The sequence below is a fragment of the Streptomyces sp. NPDC048584 genome, assembly GCF_043199595.1.
In the GTDB taxonomy this organism is placed as follows: Bacteria; Actinomycetota; Actinomycetes; order Streptomycetales; family Streptomycetaceae; genus Streptomyces; species Streptomyces edwardsiae.
In genome coordinates, this window is the sequence record NZ_JBICWF010000001.1 from 131,070 (window position 1) to 148,321 (window position 17,252).

13 protein-coding genes are annotated in these 17,252 nt (G+C 71.1%); 10 read left to right on the forward strand and 3 right to left on the reverse strand.

Annotated features, from left to right (window positions below):
* Positions 1-269: 269 nt before the first annotated feature.
* A complete protein-coding gene (locus ACGFR9_RS00615; protein WP_393201444.1) occupies positions 270-1,676 on the forward strand; it encodes a glycoside hydrolase family 16 protein in 1,407 nt (468 codons plus the stop codon).
* Between the two features lie 76 nt (positions 1,677-1,752).
* On the opposite strand, the gene ACGFR9_RS00620 is transcribed toward ACGFR9_RS00615, so the two are convergent.
* Positions 1,753-2,664: a helix-turn-helix domain-containing protein gene (locus tag ACGFR9_RS00620; RefSeq protein ID WP_393201447.1), complete on the reverse strand. Its 912-nt coding sequence runs from the start codon at positions 2,662-2,664 to the stop codon at positions 1,753-1,755.
* 211 nt (positions 2,665-2,875) lie between these two features.
* On the opposite strand from ACGFR9_RS00620, the gene tal reads away from it, so the two are divergent.
* From tal to ACGFR9_RS00650, 6 genes are read left to right on the forward strand one after another with little or no spacing between them, the layout of a single operon-like run.
* Positions 2,876-4,024 carry a transaldolase gene (tal, locus tag ACGFR9_RS00625; protein WP_393201450.1) on the forward strand — a complete coding sequence of 383 codons (1,149 nt, stop codon included), beginning with the start codon at positions 2,876-2,878 and terminating at the stop codon, positions 4,022-4,024.
* On the forward strand, positions 4,021-5,631 hold the full coding sequence (zwf, locus tag ACGFR9_RS00630) for a glucose-6-phosphate dehydrogenase (RefSeq protein WP_393201453.1): 1,611 nt from the start codon (positions 4,021-4,023) through the stop codon (positions 5,629-5,631). The genes tal and zwf overlap by 4 nt, the downstream gene beginning before the upstream one ends.
* Positions 5,628-6,563 carry a glucose-6-phosphate dehydrogenase assembly protein OpcA gene (opcA, locus tag ACGFR9_RS00635; RefSeq protein ID WP_393201456.1) on the forward strand — a complete coding sequence of 312 codons (936 nt, stop codon included), beginning with the start codon at positions 5,628-5,630 and terminating at the stop codon, positions 6,561-6,563. Before zwf ends, opcA begins: the two co-directional genes overlap by 4 nt.
* Complete coding sequence (gene pgi, locus ACGFR9_RS00640) at positions 6,556-8,199, forward strand: glucose-6-phosphate isomerase (protein WP_393201459.1); 1,644 nt, start codon at positions 6,556-6,558, stop codon at positions 8,197-8,199. The genes opcA and pgi overlap by 8 nt, the downstream gene beginning before the upstream one ends.
* Before the next feature lie 6 nt (positions 8,200-8,205).
* Positions 8,206-9,090 carry a phosphogluconate dehydrogenase (NAD(+)-dependent, decarboxylating) gene (gene gnd / locus ACGFR9_RS00645; protein WP_393201462.1) on the forward strand — a complete coding sequence of 295 codons (885 nt, stop codon included), beginning with the start codon at positions 8,206-8,208 and terminating at the stop codon, positions 9,088-9,090.
* Positions 9,091-9,095: 5 nt separating this feature from the next.
* A complete protein-coding gene (locus ACGFR9_RS00650) occupies positions 9,096-9,680 on the forward strand; it encodes a histidine phosphatase family protein (RefSeq protein WP_393201465.1) in 585 nt (194 codons plus the stop codon).
* Here the strand turns inward: ACGFR9_RS00650 and ACGFR9_RS00655 are convergent.
* Positions 9,652-11,451, reverse strand: coding sequence for a TIM barrel protein (locus tag ACGFR9_RS00655; protein WP_393201468.1), 1,800 nt, complete (start codon positions 11,449-11,451; stop codon positions 9,652-9,654). The two genes, ACGFR9_RS00650 and ACGFR9_RS00655, sit on opposite strands and share 29 nt — an antisense overlap.
* 29 nt (positions 11,452-11,480) lie before the next feature.
* Entirely contained in the window at positions 11,481-12,368 is an 888-nt protein-coding gene (locus tag ACGFR9_RS00660) for a shikimate dehydrogenase (RefSeq protein WP_393201471.1), read from the reverse strand.
* 145 nt (positions 12,369-12,513) lie between these two features.
* Between ACGFR9_RS00660 and ACGFR9_RS00665 the strand changes: the two genes are divergently transcribed.
* From ACGFR9_RS00665 to ACGFR9_RS00675, 3 genes are all read left to right on the forward strand, one after another.
* Positions 12,514-13,179, forward strand: coding sequence for a TetR/AcrR family transcriptional regulator (locus ACGFR9_RS00665; RefSeq protein ID WP_393201474.1), 666 nt, complete (start codon positions 12,514-12,516; stop codon positions 13,177-13,179).
* A gap of 170 nt (positions 13,180-13,349) precedes the next feature.
* A complete protein-coding gene (locus ACGFR9_RS00670) occupies positions 13,350-14,708 on the forward strand; it encodes an MFS transporter (protein ID WP_393201477.1) in 1,359 nt (452 codons plus the stop codon).
* A 131-nt stretch (positions 14,709-14,839) separates the two neighbouring features.
* Complete coding sequence (locus ACGFR9_RS00675) at positions 14,840-17,233, forward strand: ATP-binding cassette domain-containing protein (RefSeq protein WP_393201480.1); 2,394 nt, start codon at positions 14,840-14,842, stop codon at positions 17,231-17,233.
* Positions 17,234-17,252 lie beyond the last annotated feature (19 nt).

Consider the following 17,252-nt stretch of genomic DNA (forward strand, 5'->3'; position numbering starts at 1 on the left):
GGGAACTGCGCGAACAACCCGCACCCACCCCACAAGCGTCGAACGCGTCGACGAGCACCGCCCCCGGGCCGCTCCCGGGACCGTGGCCATCCCTCGGAAGCAGCACACGTTGCCCGGGTTCGCGTCCATTCGGGACCTGAACTCCCCCCACCCCTCACCACTTTCTCGGTTACACCTCTTGACGGCGCCCGAGGCGCGGAGCACATTGGCGTCACTGTGAGAGCGCTCTCAACGACATCCGGCACTCGAACCCGAGAGGGCTACCCCACATGAGTGACTCCCCCGGCACACCCCGCAGACCCGACAGATCCCGGCCCCTGCGGCGGGCCGTTCTCGCCGTCGTCAGCACGCTCGCCCTCGCGGCGGGTGCCGCGGCGACCGCGAGCCCCGCGAGCGCCTCCGCTCCGACTCCCCCCTCCGGCTGGACCCAGGTCTTCGTCGACGACTTCAACGGCTCCGCGGGCAGTGGTGTCAACACCGCCAACTGGCAGTACGCGACCGGCAAGGGCTACCCGGGCGGCCCCTCCAACTGGGGCACCGGTGAGATCGAGACGATGACGTCCAACGCGGACAACGTCTCGCTGGACGGCAACGGCAACCTCCGTATCACCCCGCGTCGCGACGGCTCCGGCAACTGGACGTCGGGCCGGGTCGAAACGAAGCGCACCGACTTCCAGCCCCCGGCCGGCGGCAAGCTCCGTGTGGAGAGCCGTATCCAGGTGCCGAACGTCACGGGCGCCGCCGCCAAGGGCTACTGGCCGGCGTTCTGGATGCTGGGCGCCCCCTACCGCGGCAACTACTGGAACTGGCCCGCGGTCGGCGAGCTGGACATCATGGAGAACACCCAGGGCAACAACACGGTGTTCGCCACGATGCACTGCGGCACCTCACCGGGCGGCCCGTGCAACGAGACCAGCGGTATCGGCAGTTCGACCACCTGCCAGGGCACGTCCTGTCAGGCCGGCTTCCACACCTACCGCATGGAGTGGGACCGTTCGACGAGCGTGGAGGAGATCCGCTTCTACCTCGACGGCAACAACTTCCACACCGTGCGGGAGAACCAGGTCGACGCGACGACCTGGACGAACGCCACGAACCACGGCTACTTCATCATCCTGAACGTGGCGATGGGCGGCGGCTTCCCGGACGCCTTCGGCGGCGGCCCGGACTCGGGCACCCAGCCGGGGCACTCGATGCTCGTCGACTACGTACAGGTGCTGACCTCCGGCGGCGGGAACGGCGGCGACCCCGGTACGCCGGGCAGCCGTGACGCCTACGGCACCATCCAGGCCGAGTCGTACGACGGCCAGGGCGGCACGATGACCGAGAGCACCTCGGACTCCGGCGGCGGGCAGAACGTGGGCGCGCTCGCCAACGGTGACTGGCTGCAGTTCAAGGGGGTCACCTTCGGTTCGAACCCGGCCCGGCAGTTCTCCGCGCGGGTGGCGAGTGGTGCGGGCGCCAGTGTCAGCGGTCTGGTCGAGGTGCGGCTGGACAGCAGGAGCAACGCGCCCATCGGCAGCTTCGCGGTGGGCAACACGGGCGGCTGGCAGTCCTGGCGGACGATCCCGGCGAACATCAGCAATGTGACCGGCACCCACGACGTCTATCTGACCTTCACCAGCGGTCAGCCCTCGGACTTCGTGAACGTCAACTGGTTCACCTTCGGCCACTGATCCCACCCCCCACACCCGGCCCTCCTCGGCCGGGATCCGAAGAGGGCTCCACGCACCCGCGTGGGGCCCTCTTCCGTCAGCGCAGTTCCGCGCGGAACGCCGCCGGGGTCGTACCCGTGTGCTGGTGGAAGAACTTGGAGAAGTTCGCCGCGTCCGGGAAGCCGACCGCCGCTCCGACGCGGCCGATCGGCAGGCCGGTGTGGGCGAGGAGACGCTTGGCCTCCAGGACCACTCGCTTGTCGATGAAGGCCTTGGGGGTCTCCCCGGTGGCGGCGCGCACCGCGCGCAGGAGGGTGCGGCGGGAGCAACCGAGTTCGCCGGCGTAGGCGCTGACGCTGTGGTGGGTGGCGAAGCCGTGCTCCACCGCGTCCCGGAACAGGGTGAAGGTGGTGTCGGTGACCCGCCGGGCCGCCTCCGCCCGTGCCGAACCGGCGGCGAGATGGGCGAGGCGCAGCAGGAACGCGGTCAGACAGTGGCGCAGTACGGCCGTGTGGAGGCTCAGCGGCAGCGTGGCCGTGTCCTCGTACTCGCGGCGCAGCTGGCCGAGGGCCGCCCTGAGCGCGCTGAGCTGCGCCGGGTCGGGGCGGAGCAGGGGCTGTTGGTCGTAGCGGTAGAGGCCGGTCGCCTCGACGGTGGCGCGCGGCAGGAAGCCGGGCTGCATGGCGAGGGCGGTTCCGCGGTACTCGCCGCCGCGGGAGAAGCGGTGGACCTGCCCGGGGCGGATCCACAGCAGATCGCCGGCCGTGGCCTCGTACTCGGTGAAGTCGATCATGTGCCGGACCGGTCCGCCGTCGAGCAGCAGCACGATGTGGAAGTCGATGCGGTGCACCCGGTCCGGCGGTGCGTCGGCGTGCCAGCCGTGGCCGGGGCCCATGGGGGCGATCTGCATGCCGACCCCGAGGACGGTCCGGTCCACCGGGAAGGGGAAGGTCCTGATCCAGTCGCCGTCGCCCGATTCCGCGCGGTCCGCCCGCCCCGGCCGTCTCATGTCCGTTTCGCTCCGCCCTGCCCGTACGCCACGTCCGGCCGTGTCCCGGATTCACCAAAGGCTGGCACACGGAGACCCTCCACCGGAAAGGTCATACTTTTAAGCTTGAACGTAGGGCGGCATCGATGTTGCTTGAACCGAGGACTTCTTGAAGTGACGCACCGGGAATCACCGGCAGCCGCGCGCGGTTGACGCGACCGCGAGAAAGAAGATGATCACTGTGAGCGAAGCGACCGCGAGCGCGGGAGCACTGAGGAGACTGGCCGACGAGGGGGTCTCGGTCTGGCTGGACGACCTGTCGCGCGAGCGCCTGACCTCGGGGAGCCTCGCCGGGCTCGTGGGGGCGGGGACCGTCGTCGGTGTCACCACCAACCCCTCGATCTTCCGGGCGGCCATCGGGTCCGGCGCGGGCTACGAGGAGCAGCTCGCCGATCTGGCCGTGCGGGGCGTCACGGTGGACGAGGCCGTACGGATGATGACGACCGCCGACGTACGGGCCGCCGCCGACGTCCTGCGGCCGGTGTACGAGGCGACCGGCGGACGGGACGGCCGGGTCTCCATCGAGGTCGACCCCCGGCTGGCGCACGACACGGCGGCCACCGTCGCGGAGGCGAGGCAGCTGGCCTGGCTGGTGGACCGGCCCAACGTCATGATCAAGATCCCGGCGACGCGGGCCGGCCTGCCCGCGATCACCGAGGTGACCGGCGCCGGCATCAGCGTCAACGTGACGCTGATCTTCTCCCTGGAGCGCTACCGCGAGGTGATGGACGCCTACCTCACCGGTCTGGAACGGGCCCGCGCGGCGGGACGGGACCTGGGCGCGATCCACTCCGTCGCCTCCTTCTTCGTCTCCCGTGTCGACGCCGAGATCGACAAACGGCTGTCGGTGCTGGGCACCGGCCAGGCCCTCGCGCTGAAGGGCCGGGCGGCCCTGGCGAACGCGCGGCTCGCCTATGCGGCGTACGAGGAGGTCTTCGGCGGTGAGCGCTGGCTGGCGCTGGCCGGCGGCTCGCGGGCCCACAAGCAGCGTCCCCTGTGGGCGTCCACCGGGGTGAAGGACGCCGCGTACAAGGACACCCTGTACGTGGAGGAGCTGGTCGCACCCGGCACCGTCAACACGATGCCCGAGGCCACGCTGCGGGCCACCGCCGACCACGGTGTGGTCCGGGGCGACACCGTCACCGGCGGTTACGCCCAGGCGCGGGCCGATCTGGCCGCCGTGGAGCGGCTCGGGATCTCGTACGACGAGGTGGTGCGGCAGCTTGAGCACGAGGGCGTCGCGAAGTTCGAGGACGCCTGGCAGGAACTGCTGGACGCGGTGACGAAAGCGCTCGACAGCAAGGGAGTTGACGCCACATGACCGACGAGACGACCGAACCGGCGGCTGACGCGCCCCGCCGGGAGCCGGAGGAGGAGCTCCTCGGGGCCCTCTCCGCGCCCCCGGCGGACTGGGACAACCCGCTGCGCGACCCCCGGGACCGGCGGCTGCCCCGCGTGGCGGGCCCCTCGGGACTGGTCATCTTCGGGGTGACGGGCGACCTGTCCCGCAAGAAGCTGATGCCCGCCGTGTACGACCTCGCCAACCGGGGTCTGCTGCCGCCCGGCTTCTCGCTGCTCGGTTTCGCCCGCCGGGACTGGGAGGACCAGGACTTCGCCGAGGTGGTGCACGACGCCGTCAAGGAGCACGCGCGGACCCCGTTCCGTGAGGAGGTCTGGCAGCAGCTCGCCGAGGGCATGCGGTTCGTGCCGGGCGACTTCGACGACGACCAGGCGTTCGAACAGCTGCGCAAGGCCGTCGACGAGCTGGACGCCTCCCGGGGCACCAGCGGGAACTACGCCTTCTATCTCTCCGTACCGCCGAAGTTCTTCCCGAAGGTCGTGCAGCAGCTGAAGAGGCACGGGCTGGCGGACGCCCCGGAGGGGTCCTGGCGGCGGGCGGTGATCGAGAAGCCGTTCGGGCACGATCTGAGGTCGGCCCAGGATCTCAACGCGATCGTGCACGAAGTGTTCGACCCGGAGCAGGTGTTCCGTATCGACCACTACCTCGGCAAGGAGACCGTGCAGAACATCCTCGCGCTGCGGTTCGCCAACCAGATGTTCGAACCGATCTGGAACCGGTCCTTCGTGGACCATGTGCAGATCACCATGGCCGAGGACATCGGCATCGGCGGGCGCGCGGGCTACTACGACGGCATCGGCGCCGCCCGTGACGTCATCCAGAACCACCTTCTGCAGCTGATGGCACTCACCGCGATGGAGGAACCGGCCTCCTTCGACGCGGCCTCGCTGCTCACCGAGAAGCTGAAGGTGTTCCGGGCCGTGCGGCTCCCGGACGACCTGGGCTCGCACACCGTGCGCGGACAGTACGAGGGCGCCTGGCAGGGCGGTGCGAAGGTGTGCGGCTATCTGGAGGAGGACGGCATCGACGCCTCCTCGAAGACCGACACGTACGCCGCGATCAAGCTCGGCGTCGACAACCGGCGCTGGGCGGGTGTCCCCTTCTATCTGCGCGCCGGCAAGCGGCTGGGCCGCCGGGTCACCGAGATCGCGGTGGTGTTCCAGCGGGCGCCGCACTCCCCCTTCGACTCCACCGCCACGGAGGAGCTGGGACAGAACGCGATCGTCATCCGGGTCCAGCCGGACGAGGGCATGACGGTCCGGTTCGGCTCCAAGGTGCCGGGCACCTCGATGGAGCTGCGGGACGTGACGATGGACTTCGCATACGGCGAGTCGTTCACCGAGTCCAGCCCGGAGGCGTACGAGCGGCTCATCCTGGATGTCCTGCTGGGCGACGCGAATCTGTTCCCCCGTCACCAGGAGGTGGAAGAGTCCTGGAAGATCCTCGATCCGATCGAGGAGTACTGGGCGTCGCACGGACGGCCGGCGCGGTACACCTCGGGCAGCTGGGGACCCGCGGAAGCCGACGAGATGCTCGCACGAGACGGACGGAGCTGGCGCAGGCCATGAAGATCGACCTGACCGACACCACGGCAAGCAAGGTCAACAAGGCGTTGGTGCAGGGCCGCCGCGCCATCGGCACCCCGGCCGTGGGCATGGTCCTGACGATGGTGATCGTCACGGACGAGGAGAACGCCTACGACTCGATCAAGGCGGCCGAGGAGGCCTCGCACGAGCATCCCGCGCGCACCCTGGTCGTGATCAAGAGGCACACCCGCAATCCGCGCGAGCGCACCCATCCCCGGCTGGACGCCGAGGTGCGGGTCGGCTCGGAGGCGGGCACCGGCGAGACGGTGGTGCTGCGGACGTACGGCGAGGTGTCCGACCACGCCGACTCGGTCGTGCTGCCGCTGCTGCTGCCGGACGCGCCGGTGGTGGTGTGGTGGCCGGCCCAGGCGCCCGAGAACCCGTCGCAGGACCCGCTGGGCGCGCTCGGCCAGCGCCGGATCACCGACCTGTACATGGTCGAGAACCCGATGGAGGTGCTGGAGGCCCGCCGGCGCACGTACGCGCCCGGTGACACCGACCTCGCCTGGACCAGGCTGACGCTGTGGCGTTCCATGCTGGCGGCGGCGCTGGACCAGGCGCGGGCCGCGGTCGTCTCGGCGACCGTGGAGGCGGAGGCCGACAACCCGGCCGCCGAGCTGCTGGCGCGCTGGCTGGAGGCGCGGCTGCGGGTGCGGGTCGAGCGGGTGGTGACCGGGGGGCCGGTTGTCACGGCGGTCCGGCTCGGTACGGCGGACGGCGAGGTCGTCATCGACCGTCCCGAGGGCCCGCTGGCCACGCTCACCCTGCCGGGTCAGCCGCCGCGCCGGCTGGCGCTGAAGGTCCGCCCCACCTCCGAACTCATCGCCGAGGAGCTCAGGCGCCTCGACGCGGACGAGATGTACGCCGTCGCCCTGCGCGGCGAGGTCACCGAGGAGAACCCCGCTCATGTCTGACGTTCCCGAACCGACCCGGCGCCCCCAGTGGGCCGCCCTGGAGAACCACCGCAGGGACACGCTGCCCCGGCCCGACCTGCGCGAGCTGTTCGACACCGACCCGTCCCGCGCCGAGCGGTACGTGGTGAGGGTGGGCGATCTGCGCATCGACTACTCCAAGCACCTGGTCGACGACGAGACGCTCGCCCTGCTGCGTGAACTCGCGGAGGCCACCGATGTGTTCGGCCTGCGGGACGCCATGTTCCGCGGGGAGCGGATCAACACCACCGAGGACCGGGCCGTCCTGCACACCGCGCTGCGCGCCCCGCGCGACGCGGTGATCGAGGTCGACGGGGAGAACGTGGTCCCGGCCGTGCACGCCGTGCTGGACCGGATGGCCGACTTCGCGGGGCGGGTCCGTTCCGGCGAGTGGACCGGGCACACCGGCAAGCGGATCCGCAACGTCGTCAACATCGGGATCGGCGGCTCCGACCTCGGCCCGGCGATGGCGTACGAGGCGCTGCGCGCGTACACCGACCGCTCGCTGACCTTCCGTTTCGTGTCGAACGTGGACGGCGCCGACCTGCACGAGGCGATCCGCGATCTGGATCCGGCCGAGACGCTGTTCATCGTCGCGTCGAAGACGTTCACCACGATCGAGACGATCACCAACGCGACCTCGGCACGCTCCTGGCTGCTCGACGCGCTCGGCGACGAGAAGGCGGTCGCCCGGCACTTCGTCGCCCTGTCCACGAACGCCGGGAAGGTCACGGACTTCGGGATCGACACGGCGAACATGTTCGAGTTCTGGGACTGGGTCGGCGGACGCTACTCCTTCGACTCGGCGATCGGCCTCTCGCTGATGATCGCCATCGGCCCGGACCGGTTCCGGGAGATGCTCGACGGGTTCCGGATCGTCGACGAGCACTTCGTCAACGCGCCGGCCGAGGCCAACGCCCCGCTGCTGATGGGCCTGTTGGGCATCTGGTACAACAACTTCCTCGGCGCCCAGTCGCACGCGGTACTGCCGTACTCGCACTATCTGTCGAAGTTCACCGCCTATCTCCAACAGCTCGACATGGAGTCCAACGGCAAGTCGGTGGACCGTCAGGGCCGCCCGGCCACCTGGCAGACGGGTCCTGTGGTGTGGGGCACCCCGGGCACCAACGGACAGCACGCCTACTACCAGTTGATCCATCAGGGCACGAAGCTCATCCCGGCCGACCTGATCGGTTTCGCCCGGCCGGTCGCCGAGCTGAGCGGTGAACTCGCGGCCCAGCACGATCTGCTGATGGCCAATCTGTTCGCACAGGGCCAGGCCCTCGCCTTCGGCAAGACCGCCGAGGAGGTACGGGCGGAAGGCGTGCCCGAGGAGCAGGTGCCGCACCGCACCTTCCGGGGCAACCATCCCACCACCACGATCCTGGCCACCGAGCTGACCCCCTCGGTACTCGGCCAGCTGATCGCGCTGTACGAGCACAAGGTGTTCGTCCAGGGCGCGGTCTGGAACATCGACTCCTTCGACCAGTGGGGCGTCGAACTCGGCAAGGTCCTCGCCAAGCGCGTCGAGCCCGCTCTCACGCAGGGGGCCGACGTCCCCGGCCTCGATCCGTCCACGGCCGCGCTGGTGGCCGCCTACCGCGAACGCAGGAAGTGAACTGACATGCAGATCGGTCTTGTTGGTCTGGGCAAGATGGGCGGCAACATGCGGGAGCGCCTCCGCAACGCCGGCCACACCGTCATCGGATACGACACCAACCGCGAAGTCTCCGACGTGGACCATCTGTCCGACCTGGTCGACCGGCTCGACGGGCCGCGCGTGGTGTGGGTGATGGTGCCGGCCGGCGCCGCCACCCAGCTCGTGGTCGACCAGCTGGGAAGCCTGCTGCGCCACGGGGACGTCGTCGTGGACGGCGGCAACTCCCGCTGGACGGACGACGAGAAGCACGCCAAGGAGCTGCACGCCCGGGGCATCGGCTTCGTCGACGCGGGTGTCTCCGGCGGGGTGTGGGGCCTGAAGAACGGCTACGCGCTCATGGTCGGCGGCGACGAGGAGCACGTGGAGCTGCTGAAGCCGATCTTCGACGCGCTCAAGCCGGACGGGCCGTACGGCTTCGTCCACGCGGGCCGGGTGGGTGCCGGGCACTTCGCGAAGATGGTCCACAACGGGATCGAGTACGCCATGATGCAGGCGTACGCGGAGGGCTGGGAGCTGCTCGAGAAGGTCGAGTCGGTCGACAACGTCCGGGAGGTGTTCCGCTCCTGGCAGGAGGGCACCGTGATCCGCTCCTGGCTGCTGGACCTCGCGGTGAACGCGCTCGACGACGACGAGCATCTGGAGCGGCTGCGCGGCTACGCGGAGGACTCGGGTGAGGGCCGCTGGACGGTGGAGGCGGCGATCGACAACGCCGTGCCGCTGCCGGCGATCACCGCGTCGCTGTTCTCGCGGTTCGTCTCGCGTCAGGAGGACTCGCCGCAGATGAAGATGGTGGCGGCGCTGCGCAACCAGTTCGGCGGGCATGCCGTCGAGTCGGCGGAGAAGGCGTAGCGCCGGTGGGAGATCTGCTGCTGGCGCGGCACGGCGAGACGGAGTGGAGCAGGGCGGGCCGGCACACCGGCGGGACCGACCTTCCGCTGACCCCTGCCGGTGAGGCCCAGGCCACGTCGCTCGCCCCGCTGCTGGACGGGCGGACCTTCGGGCTGGTCCTCACCAGCCCGCTGGTCCGCGCCCGGCGCACCGCCGAGCTGGCGGGCCTGACCGGCGCGATACCGGAGCCGGACCTGCGGGAGTGGGACTACGGCGGCTACGAGGGCATCACCACGGCGGACATCCACCGCAGCCGTCCCGGCTGGGACCTGTGGACCGACGGCGTACCGCCGGGCCGGGACTTCCCCGGCGAGTCCCCACGGCAGGTGGGCGACCGCGCGGACCGGGTCCTGGCCCGTCTGTCCGAGGCCCTGGACGAGGGTGATGTGATGCTGGTCGCCCACGGCCACCTGCTCCGCGTCCTCACCGCCCGCCGCCTGGGCCTTCCCCCGTCCGCCGGCCGCCTCTTCCGCCTGGAGACGGGCACCCTGAGCCGTCTGTCCCTGGAGCACGGCAACCCGGTCATCGCGGAGTGGAACACCCGCCCGTGACTCCGGCGCCGCCCTGTGCCGCGTGCTGGGCGGCCAGGCGGACGGGGGCGTTGCGGGCGCCGTAGCCGTGGTGGGCGCCGTCGCGTTGGAGGAGTTCGAAGAAGACCTGGCCGACGGTGAGGGTGTAGCAGTGGCGCAGGGTGCCGTGCTCGTCCCTGTCGTAGAGGATGCCCAGGTCGCGGTAGGTCTCCAGCTCGCCGTCGGCGAACTCGTGACGGGCGGCGAGGTCGTCGTAGTAGTTGGCGGGGATGGGCAGCAGCCGGCCGCCCGCGGCGCGGAAGCGGCGGGCGGCCGCGACCACGTCGTCGGTGGCGAACGCGATGTGCTGGGCGTGCGCGGTGTCGTCCCTGGGCGCGGCGCCGACGCCGAGGGCGATACGGACGCTGCCGTCGGCGGTGCCGACCGCGCGGCTGCGCAGCAGGCCGTAGGGGTCGGGAACGTCTACGCTCTCCTCGGCGCGCAGTCCGAGGACGCCCCGGTGGAAGAGGGCCGCCTCGTCGAAGTGGTGCCAGGGCTGGGTGAGGGCGAGATGGTCGATGTGCCGGACGTGCGGGGCGGCGGGCGGGTGGTCCAGGCCGGTGAAGTCGGAGCGCCAGGCGCCGCAGAAGAACAGGTGTGTGCCGTCGGGTGCGGCGACCGCGTCGAGCGGCGCGTCCTCGGGGGCCCGGCGGCGCGGCAGTACCGGCGCGAGCAGGGCCTCGGCGCGGCGGGCGGCGCCCTGCGGGTCGGGTGACTCCAGTCCGACGGCGGCGAGCCGGGTGCCGTCGCGGCGCACGGCCGTCCCGGTGTTGACGAGGACGCGGGCCTCGCCCTGCTGCCAGAGGTCGACGGGTTTGCTGCGGTGCCGTGCGGTGCGGGCGAAACCGAGCGCGTCGAGGAGTCCGGCGAGGGGCTCCGCGTCGGGGGTGACGAGTTCGGCGAAGGCGACTCCGGTGGGGACGGCGGGGGCGGGCAGGGCGCCCGCGCCCGTCTCCTCCTGGAGCAGCAGCAGGGAGCGGCGGGCGTCCACGGCGGTCGGTCCGGCGTCGGCCTGCCGTACGACGTCGTTGAAGACCTCGAGGGACAGCGGCCCGGTGTAGCCGGTGCGCAGCACGTGCCGGACCAGTCCGGCGACGTCGAAGCCGCCCTGGCCGGGGAAGCAGCGGTGGTGGCGGCTCCACTGGAGCACGTCCATCGCGGGCAGCGGCGCGTCGGCGAGCTGGAGGAAGAAGATCTTCTCGCCGGGAATGTCCTCGATGCCGCGGGGGTCGCTGCCGCGCGAGAGGATGTGGAAGCTGTCCAGACAGGTCCCGAGCGCGGGGTGTCCGGCCGCCTCGACGATGCGCCAGGCGTGGTCGTACGTGCTCACATGCCGCCCCCAGGCCAGCGCCTCGTACGCCACCCGGATGCCGAAGCCGGCCGCCAGGTCGGCGAGTTCGCTCAGCTGCCGGGCGGCGAGGGCGTCGTCGTCGAGCGCGGACGGGTCGACGCTGGAGCAGACGAGGACCATGTCGGCGCCGAGCCTGCGCATCAGCTCGAACTTGTGCCGGGCGCGGCGCAGATTGCGGGCGAAGAGGTCGTCGGGTACGGCCTCGATGTCCCGCAGCGGCTGGTAGAGGTCGATGCCGAGGCCGAGGTCGGCGCAGCGGGCGCGAATGTCCTCGGGGGTGAGCGGTGCGGTGAGCAGGTCGTTCTCGAAGATCTCCACCCCGTCGAAGCCGGCCCGGGACGCGGCCGTGAGCTTCTCGGTGAGGGAGCCGCTGAGGGAGACGGTGGCGATGGACGTACGCACGTCGGTACCTCTCGCTTTCCGGGGTCGGTCTACTGCGGCGCCCCGACGGCGCCGCCGGTCAGCTCGGTGAGGTCCGCGAGCATCCGGGTGCTGTCGGGTTCCCGGCCGGTGAACAGGCGGAACGCGTCGGCGGCCTGGAACGCGGCCATGCCGCCGCCGTCGAGGGTGGCGCAGCCGGCCGTGCGGGCGGTGCGCAGCAGCTCGGTCTCCAGCGGACGGTAGACGACCTCGGCGACCCACAGGCCGGGGTGCAGCAGTCCGGCCGGCAGGGGGAGGCCGGGGTGGGCGGCCATGCCGGTGGGGGTGACGTGCACGAGCCCGCCGTTGCCGTCGGCGGCGGCGAGCAGCTCGGGCAGCCGGTCCGGGGTCGCGGCGCGGGCCCGGCCCGCCCCGAAGCCCCGGTTCAGCGCGGCGGCGAGGTCGGCGGCCCGTTCGGGCAGGGCGTCGACGACGGTGACCCGTTCGGCGCCGAGGGTGAGCGTGGCGTGTGCGACGGCCGCGCCGGCGCCGCCCGCGCCGAGCTGGACGACCCGTTCCAGCGGGGCGTCGGGCAGTCCGCGGGCGAAGGCGGTGGCGAAGCCGGTGACGTCCGTGTTGTGGCCGACGGCCCGTCCGCCCTCGAAGACGACGGTGTTGACCGCCCCCAGCGCCTCCGCCCTCGGGTCGAGGGCGTCCAGGTGCTCGACGACGAGCCGCTTGCACGGGTGGGTGATGTTGAGCCCGTCGAAGCCGAGCAGCCGGGCGGCGCGCAGCAGCTCGCCCACCTGCTCGGGCGGGACGCCGATGGTGTCGAGGTCGAGGAGCCGGTACAGACAGCGCAGGCCCTGCCGGCCGGCCTCCCGTTCGTGCAGCGCGGGGCTGAGCGACGGGCCGATGCCGGAGCCGATCAGCCCGACGAGATACGAGTCCTTGAGCACCGCGGACCTCCAGAGCGGCTCAGCAATGTACGAACCAGTACGTTAGCTATATCAGCCGTCCGAGGCCCTCGGGAAGACCCGCCCGGGCCGGGCGGAGGGCTGCTTCTAGAATCACCGGCACTGCACCTCGGCCCGGAGGAACCCGATGACCAGCGTCGAAGAACCGGCACGGCCCGGCGAGCGGATCCGCGACGCCGCCCGTACCAGGGCCGAGATCCTCGACGTGGCGACGGCGGAGTTCGCCCGGGCCGGGTACGACGGGGCCCGCGTGGACGAGATCGCCGCCCGCACCCGTACCACCAAGCGAATGATCTACTACTACTTCGGCGGCAAGGAACAGCTGTTCACGGCCGTGCTGGAGCGGGCGTACGGCGTGATCCGCGAGGCCGAGCAGCAGCTGGACGTCGATCATCTGGACCCGGTGGCGGCCATCAGGCGGCTGGCGGAGCTGACCTTCGAGCACCATGAGCGGCACCCGGACTTCATCCGCCTGGTGAGCATCGAGAACATCCACGACGCGGAGCACATCGCGGCCTCGGAGGAGCTGGGCCGGATGGGCTCCCCCGCGCTGGACGTGATCCGCCGGATCCTCGCCGCCGGGCAGGAGTCGGGGCTGTTCACGGCCGACGTCGACGCCGTGGACCTGCATGCGATGATCAGCTCGTTCTGCTTCTTCCGGGTGTCCAACCGGCACACCTTCGGCGCCCTGTTCGGCCGCGACCTGGTGGCCCCGGACCGGCGCGAGCACTACCGGGCGATGCTGGGCGACATGGTGATCGCCTATCTGACGGCGGAGCGCGCCGCGGACTGAACCGCGCGCCGGCATCACGTACGACGCGACCTCTTGACAGTGCGGGCGACCGGGCGCAGCATCCCTACCCAGCCGCGACTAACTATCCAGTGGGTTAATTAGCGCCTCGGCACATCCCCTCCGCTCTCCCCCTCCGCGTACCGTCGTGGAGTCCCCCGAAGGAGCCCGCCGTGACCGTCCCCGTACCGCCCCGCGACGCCTCCCCGCCCGGACAGCCGAGGAAGGCGGCGGCCGCCGCCTGGATCGGCAGCGCCCTCGAGTACTACGACTTCTTCATCTACGGCAGCGCGGCCGCGTTGATCTTCCCGGAGGTGTTCTTCGACGACTCCGACCCGGCCACCGCGACCCTGCTGTCGCTGGCCACGTTCGGTGTCGCGTACGCGGCCCGGCCGGTCGGCGCGCTGTTCCTCGGGCATGTCGGGGACCGGCTCGGCCGTAAGAAGATCATGGTCTTCACCCTGATCCTGATGGGCGTGTCGACGTTCCTCATCGGCTGTCTGCCCACCCGCGCCCAGGTCGGCACGCTCGCCCCCGTGCTGCTTGTGCTGTGCCGGGTGCTCCAGGGCATCTCGGCGGCCGGCGAGCAGGCGAGCGCCAACTCCATGACGCTGGAGCACGCGCCGCCCCACCGGCGGGGCTTCTTCACCAGCTTCACCCTCAGCGGTACGCAGGGCGGCCAGCTGCTGGCCACGCTGGTGTTCATCCCGGTCGCCGCGCTGCCCGAGGAGCAGTTGCTGTCCTGGGGGTGGCGGGTGCCGTTCTGGCTGAGCATCGCGGTCGCCGTCGTCGGGTACGTGATCCGGCGCCGGCTGGACGAGACGCCGGCGTTCGAGCAGCAGACCGCCACGGAGGGGGTCGTGAAGCTGCCGCTGCTGGTGCTGCTGCGGGAGCACTGGGCGGACGTCCTGCGGGTGATCGCGGGCGCGCTGATCGCCTCGGTCAGCACGATCTTCACGGTGTGGGCGCTGGCGTACGCCACCAGTGACGCGGTGGACATGTCGCGTACGTCGATGCTGTGGGTGGGCGCGCTGGCGAACGTCGTCGCGCTGGCCGCGATCCCGCTGTGGGCCGCGCTCGCCGACCGGGTCGGGCGGCGTCCCGTCTTCCTCGTCGGGGCCGTGGGCAGCGCGGTGACGATGTTCCTCTACCTGTGGGCGATCTCCACCGGCAACTATCCGCTCACCCTGGTCCTCGGGATCGTCACGTTCGGCGTCGTCTACAGCGCCGCGAACGGGGTGTGGCCGTCCTTCTACGGCGAGATGTTCCCGACCAGGGTCCGGCTCTCGGGTATGGCGATCGGCACGCAGATCGGCTTCGCGGTGGCCGGGTTCGCCGTCACGTTCGCCGCGCGGCTCGCGGGCCCCGACGGCGACGACTGGACGGCGGTGGCCTTCTTCACGGCGGCCCTGTGCGTACCGCCGGTGATCGCGGCGATCACGGCCCGCGAGACCCATCGTGTCCCCACCGAGCGGCTGGGCGAACGGGCCGTGGAGGCGGGTGCGGAGCGGCCGGCGAAGGTCACGGCCTGAGCGGACGTCGCGGGCGTTCCCCGGTCGGTCAGGAATCGAGAAGCGCAGGTGGCCACGGGTCGCCTAGCCTTGCCGGGTTGGGGAACGCCGGCGGGGGCCGTACGCGGTCGCCGCCCGACGGATGGAGAGCGATGAGCATGGCCACGAGGGCGGACGGGCAGCCGTCCGAGCCGCACGCCGCCGACAGTCACGAGCTGATCCGCGTGCACGGGGCGCGTGAGAACAACCTCAAGGACGTCAGCATCGAGATCCCCAAGCGGCGGCTCACGGTGTTCACCGGCGTGTCCGGCTCGGGCAAGAGCTCCCTGGTGTTCGACACGATCGCCGCCGAGTCGCAGCGGCTGATCAACGAGACGTACAGCGCCTTCCTCCAGGGTTTCATGCCGAACCTGGCCCGCCCCGAGGTGGACGTGCTGGACGGTCTGACCACGGCCATCACCGTCGACCAGCAGCGGATGGGCTCCGACCCCCGCTCCACCGTCGGCACCGCGACCGACGCCAACGCGATGCTGCGCATCCTCTTCAGCAGGCTCGGCACCCCGCACATCGGCCCTCCGGCCGCGTACTCCTTCAACGTCGCCTCCGTCTCGGCGACCGGCGGCTTCACCGTCGACCGGGGCTCCGAGAAGACGAAGACCGAGAAGGTCAGCTTCACCCGCACCGGCGGCATGTGCACACACTGCGAGGGCCGGGGCACGGTCTCCGACATCGATCTCGCGCAGCTCTTCGACGACTCGAAGTCGCTGTCCGAGGACCCGTTCACCATCCCCACCTACACCGGGGACGGCTGGGTGGTGCGGGTCATCGCCGAGTCGGGGTTCTTCGACAAGGACAAGCCGATCCGCGAGTACACGAAGAAGGAACGGCACGACTTCCTGTACCGGGAGCCGACCAAGGTCAAGATCAACGGGGTCAACCTCACCTATGAGGGGCTGATCCCGAAGCTGCAGAAGTCGTTCCTGTCCAAGGACCGCGAGTCGATGCAGCCGCACATCCGGGCCTTCGTGGACCGGGCGGTCACCTTCGCCCGGTGTCCCGAGTGCGACGGCACCCGGCTCAGCGAGCCGGCCCGCTCCTCGAGGATCGGCAAGCTGAACATCGCCGACGCCTGCGCCATGGAGATCCGCGACCTGGCCGAGTGGGTGCGCGGGCTGGAGGAGCCCTCGGTGGCGCCGCTGCTGGCCAAGCTCCGGCACGGCCTGGACTCGTTCGTGGAGATCGGCCTCGGTTATCTCTCGCTCGACCGGGCCTCCGGCACGCTCTCCGGCGGCGAGGCGCAGCGCACCAAGATGATCCGCCACCTCGGCTCCTCCCTCACCGATGTGACGTACGTCTTCGACGAGCCGTCCATCGGTCTGCACCCGCACGACATCCAGCGGATGAACAATCTGCTGCTGCGGCTGCGCGACAAGGGCAACACGGTGCTGGTGGTCGAGCACAAGCCGGAGACGATCGCCATCGCCGACCATGTCGTGGACCTCGGCCCCGGCGCCGGTACGGCGGGCGGCACCGTCTGCTTCGAGGGCACCGTCGAGGAGCTGAGGGCGAGCGGCACCGTCACCGGCCGCCATCTCGACGACCGGGCCAAGCTGAAGGACACCGTCCGCAAGGCGACGGGCGCGCTGGAGATCCGGGGCGCGAACGCGAACAACCTCCAGGACGTCGACGTCGACATCCCGCTCGGCGTGCTCTGCGTGATCACCGGTGTCGCCGGTTCCGGCAAGAGCTCCCTGGTCCACCGTTCCGTCCCGGCCCCCGAGGGTGTGGTCTCGGTCGACCAGACCCCCATCCGGGGCTCGCGGCGCAGCAACCCGGCCACCTACACGGGCCTGCTCGATCCGATCCGCAAGGCGTTCGCCAAGGCCAACGGCGTCAAGCCGGCCCTGTTCAGCGCCAACTCGGAGGGCGCCTGCCCCACCTGCAACGGCGCCGGCGTCATCTACACCGACCTGGCGATCATGCAGAGCGTCGCGACGACCTGCGAGGACTGCGGCGGCAAGCGGTTCGACGCGTCGGTGCTCGAGTACCACTTCGGCGGCCGGGACATCAGCGAGGTGCTCGCGATGTCGGTGGCCGAGGCCGAGGAGTTCTTCCGCGAAGGCGAGTCACGCATCCCGGCCGCGCACCGCATCGTGGAGCGGATGGCGGATGTCGGGCTCGGCTATCTCACCCTCGGCCAGCCGCTGACCACGCTGTCCGGCGGTGAGCGGCAGCGGCTGAAGCTGGCGGTGCACATGGCCGACAAGGGCGGGGTGTACGTCCTCGACGAGCCGACGACCGGTCTGCACCTCGCCGATGTGGAACAGCTGCTGGGCCTGCTGGACCGGCTGGTGGACTCGGGCAAGTCGGTGATCGTCATCGAGCACCACCAGGCGGTCATGGCGCACGCCGACTGGATCGTGGACCTCGGCCCCGGCGCCGGTCACGACGGCGGCCGGATCGTCTTCGAGGGCACCCCCGCGGATCTGGTCGCCGCCCGCTCCACCCTCACGGGCGAGCATCTGGCCCAGTACGTGGGCGCCTGAGGCGTACGCCGTGCGCGCC

What these genes read in the sequence shown, in the direction of transcription:
- pgi (WP_393201459.1), top strand. Translation starts at nt 6,556, where the DNA reads ATGTCTGACGTTCCCGAACCGACCCGGCGCCCCCAGTGGGCCGCCCTG.
- tal (WP_393201450.1), top strand. Translation starts at nt 2,876, where the DNA reads ATGATCACTGTGAGCGAAGCGACCGCGAGCGCGGGAGCACTGAGGAGA.
- ACGFR9_RS00620 (WP_393201447.1), bottom strand. Translation starts at nt 2,664, where the DNA reads ATGAGACGGCCGGGGCGGGCGGACCGCGCGGAATCGGGCGACGGCGAC.
- zwf (WP_393201453.1), top strand. Translation starts at nt 4,021, where the DNA reads ATGACCGACGAGACGACCGAACCGGCGGCTGACGCGCCCCGCCGGGAG.
- ACGFR9_RS00675 (WP_393201480.1), top strand. Translation starts at nt 14,840, where the DNA reads ATGAGCATGGCCACGAGGGCGGACGGGCAGCCGTCCGAGCCGCACGCC.
- opcA (WP_393201456.1), top strand. Translation starts at nt 5,628, where the DNA reads ATGAAGATCGACCTGACCGACACCACGGCAAGCAAGGTCAACAAGGCG.
- ACGFR9_RS00615 (WP_393201444.1), top strand. Translation starts at nt 270, where the DNA reads ATGAGTGACTCCCCCGGCACACCCCGCAGACCCGACAGATCCCGGCCC.
- gnd (WP_393201462.1), top strand. Translation starts at nt 8,206, where the DNA reads ATGCAGATCGGTCTTGTTGGTCTGGGCAAGATGGGCGGCAACATGCGG.
- ACGFR9_RS00665 (WP_393201474.1), top strand. Translation starts at nt 12,514, where the DNA reads ATGACCAGCGTCGAAGAACCGGCACGGCCCGGCGAGCGGATCCGCGAC.